The sequence below is a fragment of the Pseudonocardia sp. ICBG601 genome, from assembly GCF_020496245.1.
In genome coordinates this window covers 3,100,828-3,114,472 of the sequence record NZ_JAHLJA010000148.1, presented here as the reverse complement: position 1 = coordinate 3,114,472, position 13,645 = coordinate 3,100,828, and the positions used below count along the sequence as shown (strand labels likewise).

Annotated in this window: 17 protein-coding genes; 9 read left to right on the top strand and 8 right to left on the bottom strand. The window is 75.8% G+C overall.

Annotated elements, in window-relative coordinates; all coding sequences use genetic code 11:
- Positions 1–35: 35 nt before the first annotated feature.
- From KPL57_RS44225 to KPL57_RS44210, 4 genes are all read right to left on the bottom strand, one after another.
- On the bottom strand, positions 36–1,052 hold the full coding sequence (locus tag KPL57_RS44225; protein WP_226356341.1) for a PHB depolymerase family esterase: 1,017 nt from the start codon (positions 1,050–1,052) through the stop codon (positions 36–38).
- 230 nt (positions 1,053–1,282) lie between these two features.
- A complete protein-coding gene (locus KPL57_RS44220; RefSeq protein ID WP_226356340.1) occupies positions 1,283–2,047 on the bottom strand; it encodes a creatininase family protein in 765 nt (254 codons plus the stop codon).
- Positions 2,044–2,706 carry a FadR/GntR family transcriptional regulator gene (locus KPL57_RS44215; protein WP_226356339.1) on the bottom strand — a complete coding sequence of 221 codons (663 nt, stop codon included), beginning with the start codon at positions 2,704–2,706 and terminating at the stop codon, positions 2,044–2,046. Before KPL57_RS44215 ends, KPL57_RS44220 begins: the two co-directional genes overlap by 4 nt.
- 256 nt (positions 2,707–2,962) lie before the next feature.
- The gene (locus tag KPL57_RS44210) at positions 2,963–4,069 is read right to left on the bottom strand and encodes an alpha/beta hydrolase (protein WP_226356338.1); all 1,107 of its coding nucleotides are present in this window, start codon (positions 4,067–4,069) and stop codon (positions 2,963–2,965) included.
- An 84-nt stretch (positions 4,070–4,153) separates the two neighbouring features.
- On the opposite strand from KPL57_RS44210, the gene KPL57_RS44205 reads away from it, so the two are divergent.
- Positions 4,154–5,302 (top strand): acyl-CoA dehydrogenase family protein, encoded by a 1,149-nt coding sequence (locus KPL57_RS44205; RefSeq protein WP_226356713.1) that lies wholly within the window; start codon positions 4,154–4,156, stop codon positions 5,300–5,302.
- Here KPL57_RS44205 and KPL57_RS44200 read toward each other — a convergent pair.
- The 4 genes from KPL57_RS44200 to KPL57_RS44185 are packed head-to-tail and all read right to left on the bottom strand — an operon-like array spanning position 5,292 to position 9,563.
- A complete protein-coding gene (locus tag KPL57_RS44200; RefSeq protein WP_226356337.1) occupies positions 5,292–6,515 on the bottom strand; it encodes an aminotransferase class I/II-fold pyridoxal phosphate-dependent enzyme in 1,224 nt (407 codons plus the stop codon). The two genes, KPL57_RS44205 and KPL57_RS44200, sit on opposite strands and share 11 nt — an antisense overlap.
- Positions 6,516–6,523: 8 nt before the next feature.
- Entirely contained in the window at positions 6,524–7,420 is an 897-nt protein-coding gene (locus KPL57_RS44195) for an ABC transporter ATP-binding protein (protein WP_226356336.1), read from the bottom strand.
- The gene (locus KPL57_RS44190; RefSeq protein ID WP_226356335.1) at positions 7,417–8,520 is read right to left on the bottom strand and encodes an iron chelate uptake ABC transporter family permease subunit; all 1,104 of its coding nucleotides are present in this window, start codon (positions 8,518–8,520) and stop codon (positions 7,417–7,419) included. Before KPL57_RS44190 ends, KPL57_RS44195 begins: the two co-directional genes overlap by 4 nt.
- Positions 8,517–9,563 carry an iron ABC transporter permease gene (locus KPL57_RS44185; protein WP_226356712.1) on the bottom strand — a complete coding sequence of 349 codons (1,047 nt, stop codon included), beginning with the start codon at positions 9,561–9,563 and terminating at the stop codon, positions 8,517–8,519. Before KPL57_RS44185 ends, KPL57_RS44190 begins: the two co-directional genes overlap by 4 nt.
- Before the next feature lie 139 nt (positions 9,564–9,702).
- On the opposite strand from KPL57_RS44185, the gene KPL57_RS44180 reads away from it, so the two are divergent.
- The 8 genes from KPL57_RS44180 to KPL57_RS44145 all read left to right on the top strand — a co-directional run bounded on the left by KPL57_RS44180 (position 9,703) and on the right by KPL57_RS44145 (position 13,626).
- The gene (locus KPL57_RS44180; protein WP_226356334.1) at positions 9,703–10,425 is read left to right on the top strand and encodes a dihydrofolate reductase family protein; all 723 of its coding nucleotides are present in this window, start codon (positions 9,703–9,705) and stop codon (positions 10,423–10,425) included.
- A 98-nt stretch (positions 10,426–10,523) separates the two neighbouring features.
- The gene (locus KPL57_RS44175; protein ID WP_226356333.1) at positions 10,524–11,018 is read left to right on the top strand and encodes an Asp23/Gls24 family envelope stress response protein; all 495 of its coding nucleotides are present in this window, start codon (positions 10,524–10,526) and stop codon (positions 11,016–11,018) included.
- A 2-nt stretch (positions 11,019–11,020) separates the two neighbouring features.
- On the top strand, positions 11,021–11,401 hold the full coding sequence (locus tag KPL57_RS44170) for a hypothetical protein (protein WP_226356332.1): 381 nt from the start codon (positions 11,021–11,023) through the stop codon (positions 11,399–11,401).
- An 18-nt stretch (positions 11,402–11,419) separates the two neighbouring features.
- Entirely contained in the window at positions 11,420–11,767 is a 348-nt protein-coding gene (locus KPL57_RS44165; protein WP_226356331.1) for a hypothetical protein, read from the top strand.
- A complete protein-coding gene (locus KPL57_RS44160; protein WP_168172228.1) occupies positions 11,764–11,940 on the top strand; it encodes a hypothetical protein in 177 nt (58 codons plus the stop codon). The genes KPL57_RS44165 and KPL57_RS44160 overlap by 4 nt, the downstream gene beginning before the upstream one ends.
- The gene (locus KPL57_RS44155; RefSeq protein WP_226356330.1) at positions 11,937–12,365 is read left to right on the top strand and encodes a hypothetical protein; all 429 of its coding nucleotides are present in this window, start codon (positions 11,937–11,939) and stop codon (positions 12,363–12,365) included. The genes KPL57_RS44160 and KPL57_RS44155 overlap by 4 nt, the downstream gene beginning before the upstream one ends.
- Before the next feature lie 44 nt (positions 12,366–12,409).
- Positions 12,410–12,958, top strand: coding sequence for a DUF6286 domain-containing protein (locus KPL57_RS44150; RefSeq protein ID WP_073577087.1), 549 nt, complete (start codon positions 12,410–12,412; stop codon positions 12,956–12,958).
- Positions 12,958–13,626 (top strand): alkaline shock response membrane anchor protein AmaP, encoded by a 669-nt coding sequence (locus KPL57_RS44145; protein ID WP_226356329.1) that lies wholly within the window; start codon positions 12,958–12,960, stop codon positions 13,624–13,626. The genes KPL57_RS44150 and KPL57_RS44145 overlap by 1 nt, the downstream gene beginning before the upstream one ends.
- Positions 13,627–13,645: the final 19 nt, after the last annotated feature.

Genomic DNA, 13,645 nt, shown 5'->3' with positions numbered 1-13,645 from the left:
GGGCAGCTCCCGGTCCTGGGTGGCGGCGGGCGTGCTCACCGCGGTCCCCCGAGGCCGAAGAAGTCCCCGACCAGCGCGGTGGCGCGGACCGTCTGCGTGGTGGCGCCGCCGCCGGAGTAGGCGGTCGCGCCCGGCCAGGTGTGGCCGCCGCCGTCGACGGCGACGTGCTGCACCCGGGCCCCGTCGCGGCAGCCGCGCCAGGTCGCGATGGTCACGTCGGGCTCGATCCGGCGGGTCTGCGGGCGGGCCCGGCAGCCGTCGCGGGCGACCCACTCGGCGACCTTCGCCGGGATCGCGGGCAAGCCCCGGTCGGCGTCGCCGGTGTAGGGGATGGTCGCGTCGCCGGCGCCGTGCACGAACAGCGCCGGGACCGGACGGCCGGGCCGGCACGGCGGTTCGCCGTCGCGGTAGTAGGCGCCCGCGACCGGGGCGATCGCGGCGATCCGGTCGGACATCCGGCAGGCCAGGATCTCGGTGAAGCCGCCGCCGTTGGACTTGCCGGTGGCGAAGACCCGGCCGGGGTCGACGCAGAGGCCGGCCTCGAGGTCGTCGAGGAGGTCACCGGTGAAGGCGACGTCGTCGACGCCCGGCGCCGAGTACGGGGCGCCCTGCCAGGAGCGCTTGCCCTCGCCGCCGGGGACCCCGTCGGGGTAGGCGACGACCGCGGGCAGCCCGGACAGGCCGGAGAAGTCCTCGGTGGTGGCGCCGTCGTTGCCGCGGCCGTGGAAGACCAGGACGACCGGGGTGGGCCGGTCGGGGCGGTAGCCGTCGGGCAGGTGGACGCGCACGGTGCGGGCCAGGCCGCCGCTGTCCACGGTGCGGACGGCGGTGGTGCCCGGTGCCTGCGGCGGGGTGACGCCGCAGCCGGGGCTCCGCGCTCCGGCCGGGCCGCCCGCCGGTCCGGCGGCCGCTTCGGGGCCGGCGGGTGCGACGGAACCGGCGGGTCCGGCCGGCGCCCCGGACGCGGTGGGGACCACGGCGGCGTCGGATGGTGTCGGGGCGACGGCGGCGCCGGTGGTCAGGGCGGCCGCGGCCAGGCAGGCCGCCGCCACGGCACGCAGTCGGCGTCCCCCGGGACGGCGCGTCGGGCCCACGGTCGGGCGTCCCGGAACGGACGGTGTCGCTGCGGACGGTCTCGGTGCGGACATGGGGTTCCCTTCGGACGGCGTCGTCGACGGCCGGTGCTGTGGCCCCGCCCGGGTCGCGGGCAGGGTCGTGCGACGGGGGCACCGGGTGGTGCCACCGCGGGAGTGCTGTGGGTCCGTGCGGGTCGGAGGGGGCGTCAGGCCTTGAGCCAGGCCGTGACGAAGTCGGTGATCCGGTCGGCGATCGCGGCGACGATCGCCTCGCCGTGCTCCGGATCGGCCCGGCGGGGGTCGCCGAGGACCCCGTTGCCGGACAGGCGGTCGTAGGGCGCGGTGAGCGTCGGACCACCGCGCCGCCGGGCCAGTGCGCCGAAGGAGTCGAGCTCGGCGAGCCGGGTGGTCCCGGCCGCGAGCCGGTCGGTGTGCACCAGGTGCGGTGCGACGGCGAGCATCTGCGCCGTCTCGGCCTGCCCGCTGTGCCCGCTGACCTCGGGCGGCCCGGCCGCGGCGACGACGTCGGCGGCCAGCGGGGTGAGCGGGCTCCAGGCGAACTGCAGGTCCGGACGGGCCGCGAGCAGGTCCTGCGCGACCGTCGCGAGGGTGGCGTCGTTCCCGCCGTGCCCCGTGACCACGCAGATCCGGCGCCAGCCGTGCCGGTACAGGCCGTCGACGTACTCGCGCACGAGCGTGGCGAACGTCGTGGTGGTCAGGCTGACCGTGCCGGCGAAGGCCAGGTGGTGCGGCGACACCCCGACCGGCAACGACGGTCCGACGACCGCGGTGCCGCCCAGTGCCTCCGCGACCCGGTCGCAGACCGCCTCGGCGCGGATCAGGTCCGTCGCGAGCGGCAGCCCCGGCCCGTGCTGTTCGAAGGCCCCGGCCGGCAGCAGCACGACCGGGCTGTCGACGACGGCGGCCGCGGCCTCGACCGTCGTCATCTCCCCCAGGCGCCGGGTGCTCACGCGCCCACCGCCGCGGCGATCGAGGCGAGGTGCTCGCGACACAGCCGCTCCGCCAGGTCCGGGTCGCCCCCGCGGACGGCGTCGAGCAGTGCGACGTGCTCGGCGTGGTCGCGCTCGCGGTCGTCGTAGCGGTGCCGGATCTCGACCTGGTCGCGTGCTCGGATGTGCAGCAGCGCCTCCACCGTCTCCCGGAGCAGCGCGTTGCCGCTGGTCGCGGCCAGTGCGACGTGGAAGTGCACCGCCGGACGGAGGTCACCGACCGGCGGGTGCAGGGCGTTGGTGACGCTCTCCGCGAGCATCGCCAGCCCCGCGGTGTCGCGCTCCCGGGCCGCGGCGGCCGCGATCGGCGGCTCCAGGACGAGCCGGGCGCGGATCAGCTCGTGCACGCCGTCGGGGGTCCGGGACGGCCGGTGCGGGTTGGCGAGCAGCCGCCGCCCGACCCCGGCGCCGACGTAGGTGCCCGAGCCGTGCCGGAACTCCACCGCACCGGTGGCCTCCAGGCGTCGCAGCGCCTCGCGGACGGTCGGGGTGGTGACCTCGAACCGTCGCGCCAGGTCGCGGGAGGACGCGAGCTGGTCCCCCGGGCCGAGGTTCCCGGTCCGGATGATGTCCATGATGTCGTCGGCCAGGCGCTCCGACAGCGTCTCCCCCGCGGTCATAAAGTGACTAAATCACTTAGAGACCTGACCGGTCAACCCTCCCCCGTCGCCCCAGCCCGCCGCCTCCGGACGCTGGTGATCGCGAATCCGCGCGCTGATCCGCTGGACGCGCGCGTCCGGACGCACGCGGACCGCGGATCACCGCGCGAACTCCGGATCTTCGTGCGGGCGGGCCGCGGACGGACCGGGGACGGTCAGGCCCCGGCGGCGGCGGACGGACCGGGCCGCGCAGGCGGCAGCGGTCGGGGCGGGCCGGTCAGGCCCCGGCGGCGGCGGTCGGGCCGTCGGCGTCGTCGGGGGTGTCCGCGGCGGCGTCCCAGTCGGCCAGGGCCCGGTCGAGCTCGGGCCAGGTCGTGTCCCGGGCCCGGCGCCCGGTCAGCACGCCCAGGTGCCCGCCCGGCGAGGTCGTGAACCGCACCTCCGGGCTGCCGGTCAGCAGCGGCACGCCGGCGCGCACCGCCCGCAGCGGGGCGATGACGTCGTCCCGCCCGGCGACGACGAGCACCGGCACCCCGACGTCGGACAGCTCCACGTCGCGCCCGCCCAGGCGCAGTCCGCCGTTGGCGAGGTCGTTGCTGCGCAGCAGCAGGTGGAAGATCTGCCCGAACACCCGGCCCGGGTAGCCGTGCATGTTGCTCATCAGGTGGTCGACGGCCTCGATCTGGGCCAGGCAGTCCCGGTCGTCGATCCGCGACGCGATCGCCAGCGGCTTGGTGACGAGCTTGTCCACCGCGGTCAGCTGGAACGCCCAGCTCACCATCGGCGCCGGGAAGCTGCCGACGCCCCGGTAGATCGAGGAGATCAGCCGGCCACCGGTGATCTGCGCGAGCGGCCGGATCGGCGCCACCAGCGGCACCCGGGAGATGTCGACCGGGGTGCCGATCGCGGCGACCGAGCGCACCGGCAGCGGGTCGCGGGCCTGCACCGCGGCGGCGACGGTGAGCAGGGCGAAGATCCCGCCGAGCGACCAGGCGACGAGGTGCACCTCGTCGTCGGTCTCCTCGGCGACCCGGCGGATCGTGTCGGGCAGCAGCTCGTCGACCCAGCTCTCGATGCCCAGGGTCCGGTCGGAGAACGACTTGGGGCCGTAGTCGATCAGGTAGACGGTCCGGCCCTGCTGCAGCAGGTGCTCCACCAGCGAGCAGCCGCGACGCAGGTCGTAGGCGAAGTCCGGGGCGCCCAGCGGCGGCACGAGCAGCACCGGTGCACCGCCTGCGGGGTCCACACCGGACAGCGGGCGGTACCGGAACAGGATGCCCTGCGGCGAGCCGACCACCGCGTCGCGCGGCATCCGTCGCAGATCGGCGAGGTGACCGACCACGGCCCGGTCCCACACGTTGGCGACGGCGTCCACGAGATCCACGGCCGCACCCTACCGGCACGCGCGGGTCACCGACGGCCCGTGAGGACGACCGGAGTTACCGGCGGGTATGTGAGACTGCCGGACATGCAGCGCGAGATCTTCGACGACGAACACGACGCGTTCCGTGACCTGTGCCGGACCTTCATCGCGAAGGAGGTCACCCCGCACCACGAGCAGTGGGAGGAGGACGGCCAGGTCGACCGGGCGGTATGGACCGCGGCCGGGGCGGCGGGCCTGCTCGGCACCGCGGTCCCCGAGGAGTACGGCGGCGGCGGGGTCGACGACTTCCGCTACAACGCGATCCTGGCCGAGGAGATCGTCGCCGCCGGGGCCAGCGGGATCGGCTTCCCGCTGCACAACGACGTGGTGCAGCCCTACCTGCTGCGGCTGTGCACCGAGGAGCAGAAGAAGCGCTGGCTGCCCGGGTTCTGCAGTGGCGAGCTGATCACCGCGATCGCCATGACCGAGCCCGGCACCGGGTCGGACCTGCAGGGCATCGCCACCAACGCCAAGCAGGACGCGAACGGCGACTGGATCCTCAACGGCTCCAAGACCTTCATCACCAACGGCATCCTCGCCGACCTGGTGGTCGTCGTCGCCAAGACCGACCCCGACGCCAAGCACCTCGGCTTCACCCTGTTCGTGGTGGAGCGCGGGATGGAGGGCTTCGAGCGCGGCCGCCGCCTGAAGAAGGTCGGCATGAAGGCCCAGGACACCGCAGAGCTGAGCTTCACCGACGTCCGGGTGCCCGACGCGAACCGGCTCGGCGAGGTCGGCCAGGGCTTCATCTACCTCATGCAGAACCTCGCCCAGGAGCGGCTGTCGATCGCCGTCGCCTCGGTGGCCGGCGCCGAGGCCGCGGTGAAGATGACGCTGGAGTACACCAAGGAGCGCAAAGCGTTCGGCCGCCCGGTGGCGAACTTCCAGAACACCCGCTTCGAGCTCGCCGAGATGGACACCGAGGTCTCCATCGCGCGGGTCTTCGTGGACCGCTGCATCACCGAGCACAACGGCGAGGGCGAGCTGTCGGTGCCCGACGCGGCCAAGGCCAAGTGGTGGTGCTCGGACCTGCAGAACCGGGTCGTCGACCGCTGCGTGCAGCTGCACGGCGGCTACGGCTACATGCTCGAGTACCCGATCGCCCGCGCGTTCGTGGACTCCCGCGTGCAGGCGATCTACGGCGGCACGAACGAGATCATGAAGGAGATCGTCGGCCGGTCGCTCATCGGCTGACGGGGGCCCCCGCATCGTCCAGGGCCCGCGCGATGTCGGCGACGAGATCGCGCGGGTCCTCCAGCCCCACCGACAGGCGCAGGTGCCCGAGACGGCGGAACTCCGGCGGGAAGTGCGCCGCCCGGCCGTCGCCACCGGCCCCGACGTGCACGATCAGCGACTCGTCGTGGCCCAGCGACACCGCCGAGGTGATCACCCGCAGGCCTGCGACGAAGCGGTTCTGCCGCTCCGGCGGCCCGTCGAGGGCGAAGGCGAGCATGCCGCCGTACCCGCCGTCGAGGGTGCGGGTCGCGAGCGCGTGCTGCGGGTGCGACGCCAGCCCCGGGTAGGCGACGTACGCGACCTCCGGGCGGGACTCCAGGTACTCCGCGACCTGCTGCGCGCCGGCGCAGTGCGCGCGCATCCGCATCGGCAGGGTCACCGCGCCGCGGGCGATCAGCCAGGCGTTGAACGGGCCGATCACTCCCCCGGCGTCGACCATCGCGTCGGCGCGGATCCGCTCGACGAGCTCGCGGCGGCCCAGCACCGCGCCGCCCATGGCGTCGCCGTGGCCGTTGACGTACTTGGTCAGCGAGTGCACGACGAGGTCCGCGCCCCGCTCCAGCGGCCGTTGCAGCACCGGCGTCGCGAAGGTGGCGTCCACGCTGAGCAGGGCGCCCGCGTCGTGCGCGACGGCGGCGACGGCGTCGACGTCGGTGATCCGGGTGGTCGGGTTCGCCGGGGTCTCGACGTGCACCAGCCGGGTCTCCGGGCGGATCGCGGCGCGCACCGCGTCCGGGTCGGAGGAGTCGACCAGGGTGGCGGTGATCCCCCACCGGTCCGGCAGCAGCTCGGTGAGCAGCCGGTGGGTGGCGACGTAGGTGACGTCGGAGCTGACGACGTGGTCACCGGACCGCAGGAACGTGAAGAACACCGCGTGCAGCGCCGCGACGCCCGAGGCGAGCGCGACCGCGGCGCAGCCGCCCGGCGACACCCCGGAGGGGTCCTCCAGGGCGACGAGCTTGTCCTCCAGCCAGCCCTGGTTCGCCCCGCCGTTGCGGGTGTAGAGCCGGGTCGCGGTGCCCGACCAGTCCAGCTCCGAGGGGTCCTCGGGCAGGGCGTAGGAGTTGGCCGCGACGATCGGGCGGCGGATCGCGCCGGTCCCGGGGTCGACGTCGTTGCCCGCGTGCACCGCGCGGGTGGCGAGGAAGGGCGGTCTGTCGCCGGAGGTCACGCCGGAGATCATGCCTCGGCGATCGGCTCCGGGGCGTGCAGCGACGGGCCCGCGTCCGGCACGACCAGGGGGGTGCCGGTGACCGGGTCGGGCAGCACCCGGGCCCGCAGCCCGAACACGTCGGCCAGCAGCTCCTCGGTGACGACCTCGGACGGCGACCCCGCCGCGACGATCCGTCCGTCCTTCATCGCGACGAGCCGGTCGGCGTAGCGGGCGGCCAGGTTGAGGTCGTGCAGCACCATGACCACGGTGCGCCCGGCCTCGGACTGCAGCCGCCGCACCAGCTCCAACACGTCGACCTGGTGGGCCAGGTCGAGGAAGGTGGTCGGCTCGTCGAGCAGCAGCAGGTCGGTCTCCTGCGCCAGGGCCATCGAGATCCAGGCCCGCTGGCGCTGGCCGCCGGACAGCTCGTCGACCGGGCGCTCGGCGAGGTCGGACAGGCCCGTCCAGGCCAGCGCCTCGGCGACGGCGCGCTCGTCGTCGGAGGACCACTGCCGGTACCAGGCCTGGTGCGGGTGCCGCCCGCGGGCGACGAGGTCGCCGACGGTCAGGCCCTCGGGCGCCAGCGGCGACTGCGGCAGGATCCCCAGCACCCGCGCGACCTCCTTGGTCGGGGTGCGGTCGATCCGCTTGCCGTCGAGCAGCACCTGACCGGTCCGGGCGGGCAGCAGCCGCCCCAGCGCGCGCAGCACGGTGGACTTGCCGCAGCCGTTCGGGCCGATCACGGTGGTGACCGCGCCGGGCAGCACCTCCAGGTCGAGCCCGTCGACGATGGTGCGGTCGCCGTAGCCGAGGGTGACCTGCTCGGCCGACAACCGGACCACTCCGGGACGGACGGGGTCGCCCGCCGTCGTCGTCCGGGAGGCGGTGGCCTCCGCGACGCTGATGTCCTCGACGGTGCTCATCGACGGGCCTCCTGGCGGGTGCGGGCGAGCAGGTACAGCAGGAACGGGGCGCCGAGCACCGCGGTCACGATGCCGACCGGGAGCTCGACGGACCCCAGTGCGGTGCGGGCGATCAGGTCGGACAGCACGGTCAGCGCCGCGCCCAGCACGAGCGAGACCCCGATCGGCGGGGTCCCGACCCGGCAGAGCCGGCGCGCGATCTGCGGGGTGACCAGTGCGATGAAGGCGATCGGGCCCGCGGCCGCGGTCGCGACCGAGGCGAGCCCGACGGAGACGAGCAGCAGCGCGGTGCGGGCGCCGTTCACCCGCACGCCGAGGCCGCGGGCGGTGTCGTCGTCGAAGCGCAGGGCGCCGAGCAGGTGCACCAGGGCCAGCGCCGCGGGCACGAGAACCAGCATGGAGATCGACAGCGGGACGACCTCGTTCCAGCTGCGCGCGTTCAGGCTGCCGTTGAGCCAGACCTGCGCCTGCGCGGCCTGGTAGATCTGCGCGACGGTCAGCAGCCACTGCACCGCCGCGACGAGCACGGCCTGGATGCCGATGCCGATCAGGACCAGCCGGAAGCCCTGGATGCCCTTGCGCCAGGCCAGGACGTAGACCAGGACCGAGGCCACGAGCCCGCCGATCAGCGCGGCGAGCGGGATGCCGAGCGAGGCGAACGCGCCACCGACGCCGGCCGCGCCACCCCCGAGCACGATGACGAACACCGCCGCGGCGCTGGCGCCCCATTGGACGCCGATGATGTCCGGGCTCGCGAGGGGGTTGCGGGCGACCGACTGCAGGATCGCGCCGGAGACGGCCAGCGCGCCGCCGACCAGGGCGCCGACCAGGGTGCGCGGCAGCCGCAGCTCCAGCACGACGAGCTGCTGGCCCGCGTCGCCGCCGCCGAACAGCGTGGCCAGCACGTCGGTGATCGCGATCGGGTAGTCGCCGCGGCCCATGTTGACCGCGGCCGCGAGCAGCAGCGCGACGGCGCAGGCGAGCAGCACCACCGCGGTGCGGATGCGCAGCACGCCGGAGAAGCGGCCCGCGCGGACGGCGCGGCGGCCGGGGACGGCCACCGTGCCCGGCGTGGGGCCGGGTTCGGTCACGGTGCTCACACGGCCCCCAGCTTGCGACGGCGCACGAGGGCGATGAAGAAGGGCCCGCCGATCAGCGCGACCACGATGCCGACCTGCAGCTCCCCGGGGCGGGCCACCACCCGTCCGACGACGTCGGCGAGCAGCAGCAGCACCGCCCCCGCGAGCCCGGAGGCGGGCAGCAGCCAGCGGTGGTCGGGCCCGGTGAACACCCGCACGACGTGCGGCACGATCAGCCCGAGGAACACGATCGGCCCGCAGGCGGCGGTGGCCGCCCCCGCGAGCAGCGTGATCGCGACGACGCCGACGACCCGGGTCCGGCGGACCGAGTGCCCCAGCGAGGTGGCGACGTCGTCGCCGAGGGAGAGCGCGTTGAGGGCGGGCGCGCTGGCCAGCGCCAGCGCCGTGCCCGCGAGGATGAACCACATGACCTGGCCGCCGACCGCGGCGTCGCGCCCGGCGAGCGAGCCGACCACCCAGAACCGGTAGGCGTCGAGGCTGGTCTCGTCGAGCAGCACCACCGAGGACGTGCCCGCCTGCAGCAGGAAGCTGACCGCCGCGCCGGCCAGGGCCAGCGACACCGGGGTGGCACCGCCGGGTGCCCGGGTGCCGATCACGAACACCACGACGCTGGCGACCAGCGCGCCGGCGAAGGCGAACCAGACGTAGCCGAACAGCGTGCTGACACCGAAGACGTAGATGCCGATGACGACGAAGAACGCCGCGCCCGCGTTGACGCCCAGCAGACCGGGGTCGCCGAGCGGGTTGCGGGTGAAGCCCTGCACGAGCGCGCCGGCCAGGCCGAGCGCGATCCCGACCAGCACCCCGAGCAGGGTGCGCGGGATCCGCAGGGACCGGATGACCACATCGTTCTCGCTGCCGGTCGGGGCGACCAGCGCGGAGAACACCTCGTTCACCGGGATGACCTTGGTCCCGATCGCGATGCTGGCGAGTACCGCGAGCAGCAGTGCCGCGGTCAGGGCGGCGAGGCCGAGCAGCCGCCTGCGCCGCAGCGACCGCCGTGGGGGCGCCGGTTGTTCCACCGACGGTGGTCGGACGCGGATCGCGTTCACCTTGCTCGTGGCCCCCTGCTCGACCGGATGCCCCACCCGTCCGGTGCGGCTCCGCTCACCATAAGTGAGGCTGCCCTACGACAGAACACCCCCGTGCGTCACGTCGCCCGCACGGCGGGATGCTCGGGAGGTGCCCACCGAGCCCTCCGCGTCCGGTCCCCCGCCCGTCCGGCCGCGGGTCACCGCGGTCATGGTCAGCTCCGCCGACGGGGCCGTGACGGCGGGCGGAGCGGGGTCCGGCGGCCTGTCCACCCCGGCCGACCGGGACCTGTTCCGCGCCCTGCGACGGTCGGCCGACTGCGTCCTCGTCGGGGCGGGCACCGCGCGGGACGAGGACTACCGGGGCGTCCGGCCGCGTCATCCCGGGCCGGACGGGCGGCCGTCCGGGCCGCCCCCGCCGGTCGTCGTCGTGAGCGGGTCGGCCGGGCTGGACCCGGGTGCGCGGCTGTTCACCGACACCGTCACGGCGCCGGTCGTGCTGACCACGGCCGCCGCCCCCGCGGACCGGCGCGCCGCGCTGGGTGCCGCGGGTGCCGAGGTCGTGGTGCTCGACGACCTCTCCCCCGCCGCGCTGCTCGCCGCGCTCGCCCGCCGCGGCCACGCCTCCGTGCTGTGCGAGGGCGGGCCGACCCTGCTCGGCGCGCTGGTCGGGGCCGACGTCGTCGACGAGCTGCGCCTCACCCTGGTCCCGGTGCTGGTCGGGGGCCCGGAGGGGCGGATCGCGACCGGGCCGCGGCCCCTGCCCGTGCCGCGCGCACTGCGCCTGGCCGGCCACGAGGCGGCCGCCGACGGGACCCTGCTGCTGCACTACGTCCGCACCACCTCCGGGATCCCGGCTGGTCCGAACGAGTGAACCACCGTGAGGGAGGGCCGCGGACGGGCATCCCACGGGGGACAACACACGCACCGCGGCGGGCCCCCACCCGGGGCCAGCCCGTGAGAGGAGCACCGATGACCTCCGGCACCCCGACCACCACCCCCGCCACGACCCCGGCCGCGGCACCCGCGGGACGCCTCGCCGAGGGCACCGGCCACGGCCGCACCACCATCGCCGCGTCCGTCGTCCAGAAGATCGCCGGCATCGCCGCGCGCGAGGTCTCCGGCGTGTACTCCATGGGCTCCGGCGCGTCGCGCGCCTTCGGTGCGCTGCGCGAGCGCATCCCGGGCGGCGGCACCAGCGGCGCCTCCACCGTCGCGGGCGTGGCCGTCGAGGTCGGTGAGAAGCAGGCCGCGGTCGACCTGGACGTCGTCGTCGAGTACGGCGTCGCCATCGCCGACCTGGCCTCCGCGGTCCGCCGCAACGTCGTCGGCGCCGTCGAGCGGATGACCGGGCTGGAGGTCATCGAGGTCAACATCTCGGTGAACGACATCCACCTGGCCGGCGAGGACGACAACCGCGACGAGGTCCCGGTGGCTCCGGCCCCGACCGGCCGCGTCGTGGAGTGACGGTGCCCGAGCCGACCCCGCGGGACGCCCGGTCCCCCGCCGCCGTCGTCACCGGTCCGCCCGGTGCGGCGGAGGTCGCCGCGCAGCGGCGCCGGGAACCGGCACCGGCCGCGCTGGCCGAGCTGGTCGCCGAGGCCGTCGTCGCGCACCCGTCGGTGGTGCGGCTCGACGGCGGCGCCTTCGGGACCGTCGCGACCTGGCTGTCCGGGCGGCGGCTGGTCGGCGTGCTCGTCGGCCGTACCGACGAACCGGTCGAGATCGGGGTGGTGCTGCGTCTGGACCGGCCGATCCCGGCTACCGTCGCGGCGCTGCGGGCATCCCTCGCGCCGTTGGTCGACGGGGTCCCCGTCGACGTGACGGTCGCGGACGTGGAGGTCCCCTGAGGTGGAGGTGGGTACGGGATGGACGAGCCGGATCCCGGCGGGCACGGGGGCCTGACCCCCGCGCAGCGGTCGGCCTACCGCTCGTTCGTCCGTACCCACCACCCCGACCGCGGCGGTGACCCGGAGGTCTTCCGCGCCGGGCTGGCCCGCTTCCGCGCGCTCGCGGCCGACCCGCACGCCGGCCGGACGCCCGACGCGGACGACCGCCGCTACGACGCACCGATCGAGATCGTGCCCGACCTGCCGCTGCCGACCCGGGTCCTGGTGGCCCTGATCCGCACCATCCGACGTCGCACGCACCCCCGGGTCGACCGGCCCGGCCGGCACGCCCACCGCTCCACCCGTCCCGGAGAGGACATTCCATGAACGCCACCCAGACCGGCCTGCTCGCAGGCCTCCTGCTGGGAGTCGCCGGTGCCACCGGCGGCTTCTTCGCCTTCGTCATCACCCTGGTGCTCGGCATCATCGGCCTGGTCGTCGGCCGGCTCCTCGACGGCGAGCTGGACCTGTCCGGCCTCGGCCGGGGCCGCGACCGGTGAGCACCCTCCCCGACCCCGCCGAGCGCGGTGTCCTGGAGATCGACCCGGCGGTGCTGCGCAAGATCGTCGAGTACGCCGCGGACACCGCCTCGGCCACCCGGCACCGCGCCCGTCGGGTCGCCGGGCTCGACGTCGGCGAGTCCGGGCCGACCGCCCGGGTGACCCGGCGGCCCGGCCCGGCACGGGGCACGGTCGGGGCCGCCTTCGGCGCCGCGACCGGCGACGCCGGTGAGGTCGACGTCCGGCTGCGGCTCACCCTGGCCCACCCCGGGTCGGTGCGGGCCGCCGTCGCCGACGTCCGGGAGCGGATCGACGCCGACCTGCGTCGCACCACCGGGCACCGGCTGCGCGGCCTGTCCGTCGAGGTCGAGGCGCTTCAGCCCGACGACGGCGCGTCGCGCCCGGACACCCCGCGCGTGCAGTAGAACCGTCGGATCCTGAACGAGTCGGAAGAGGGAGGCCGGGCCCCGTGCGTGTCCTGCTCCGCGTTCTCGCGCCGCTGCTGAGCCTGGTGGTGGCCGCGATCGGCGCGCTCGTCGTCGTCGAGGTGGTGGCCGCCTGGGTCGGCCGGGTCTCCGGCGCCGGGCTGCTCGTCCCCTGGCGGGACTGGCGCACCACCGTCCAGAACACCCTGTGGACCGCCCAGCCGGTGCTCTGGATCGCCGTGGGGGTGATCGTCGTCGGGGCCGTGCTGCTGCTCGTCGGGCTGCTCGCCCGCCGCCACGACGTCGCCCTCGACGCGCCCTCGCCCGGGCTCACCGTCGCCACCGCGCCGCGGGTGCTGGCCCGGCTGGTCGGCACCCGGGTCCGGGCCGCGGACCCGGTGACCGCGGCGTCGGTGACCGCGTCGGCCCGGTCGGTCGTGGTGAACGCCCGCGGCCGCGGCGACACCGACGCGCTGCGCGAGGCCGCCCGCGGTGCCGCCTCCGGCGTCCTCGACGCGCTGCCCCTCGCGCGGCGCCCGCGCCTGACCGTGCGCGCCACCCCGGAGCAGCCGGGCTCGAAGGGAGTGCAGTGATGACCGACGCCGTGACCTCGACGGGGAGCACCTCCGGCCCGAACCCGCGCCGCGCCGCCCGGACCGCGCGACGCGCCCAGTACCGCTCCGCGGGCGGCGCCCGTGGCGGGCTCGTGCTGCTCGGCGTGGTGCTGCTCGCCGCCGGCGTGCTCACCGTGCTGCTGGTGACCGGGGTCTTCGGGCGGAACCGCCCGCAGCGCCCGCTGCTGGACCCGGAGGTCGAGCAGTTCCTGCTGGCCAACGGCACCGCCGCCCGCCTGGTCGCGATCCTGGCCGGTCTGGTGCTGGTGCTGCTCGGGCTCTGGTGGACCGCGCGGTCGCTGCGCCCGGAGACCCGGCCGGACCTGGTCCTGGACGGCGGCCCGGACACCGAGATCCGGATCGGCGCCTCCGCCGCGGCCGACGCCGTCGCCGACGGGGCCGCCACGCTGCCCGGCGTGACCCGGGCCCGCGCCCGGATGGTCGGCAGCACCTCCGCGCCCGCGGTGCGCGCCACCGTGTGGGTCGGCGAGGACGTCGCCGACGGGGAGGTCACCGAGATCTGCCGCCGCCTCGACGCCGAGATCCTGCCCGGGATCCGCGACGCGCTGGGGATGGCGGACCTGCCCGTCGCGGTGCGCCTGGAGCTGGACGCGGCCCGCCGCGACGACCGCCCGCGGGTCTCCTGACCCACCGGCCGGGTCCGTG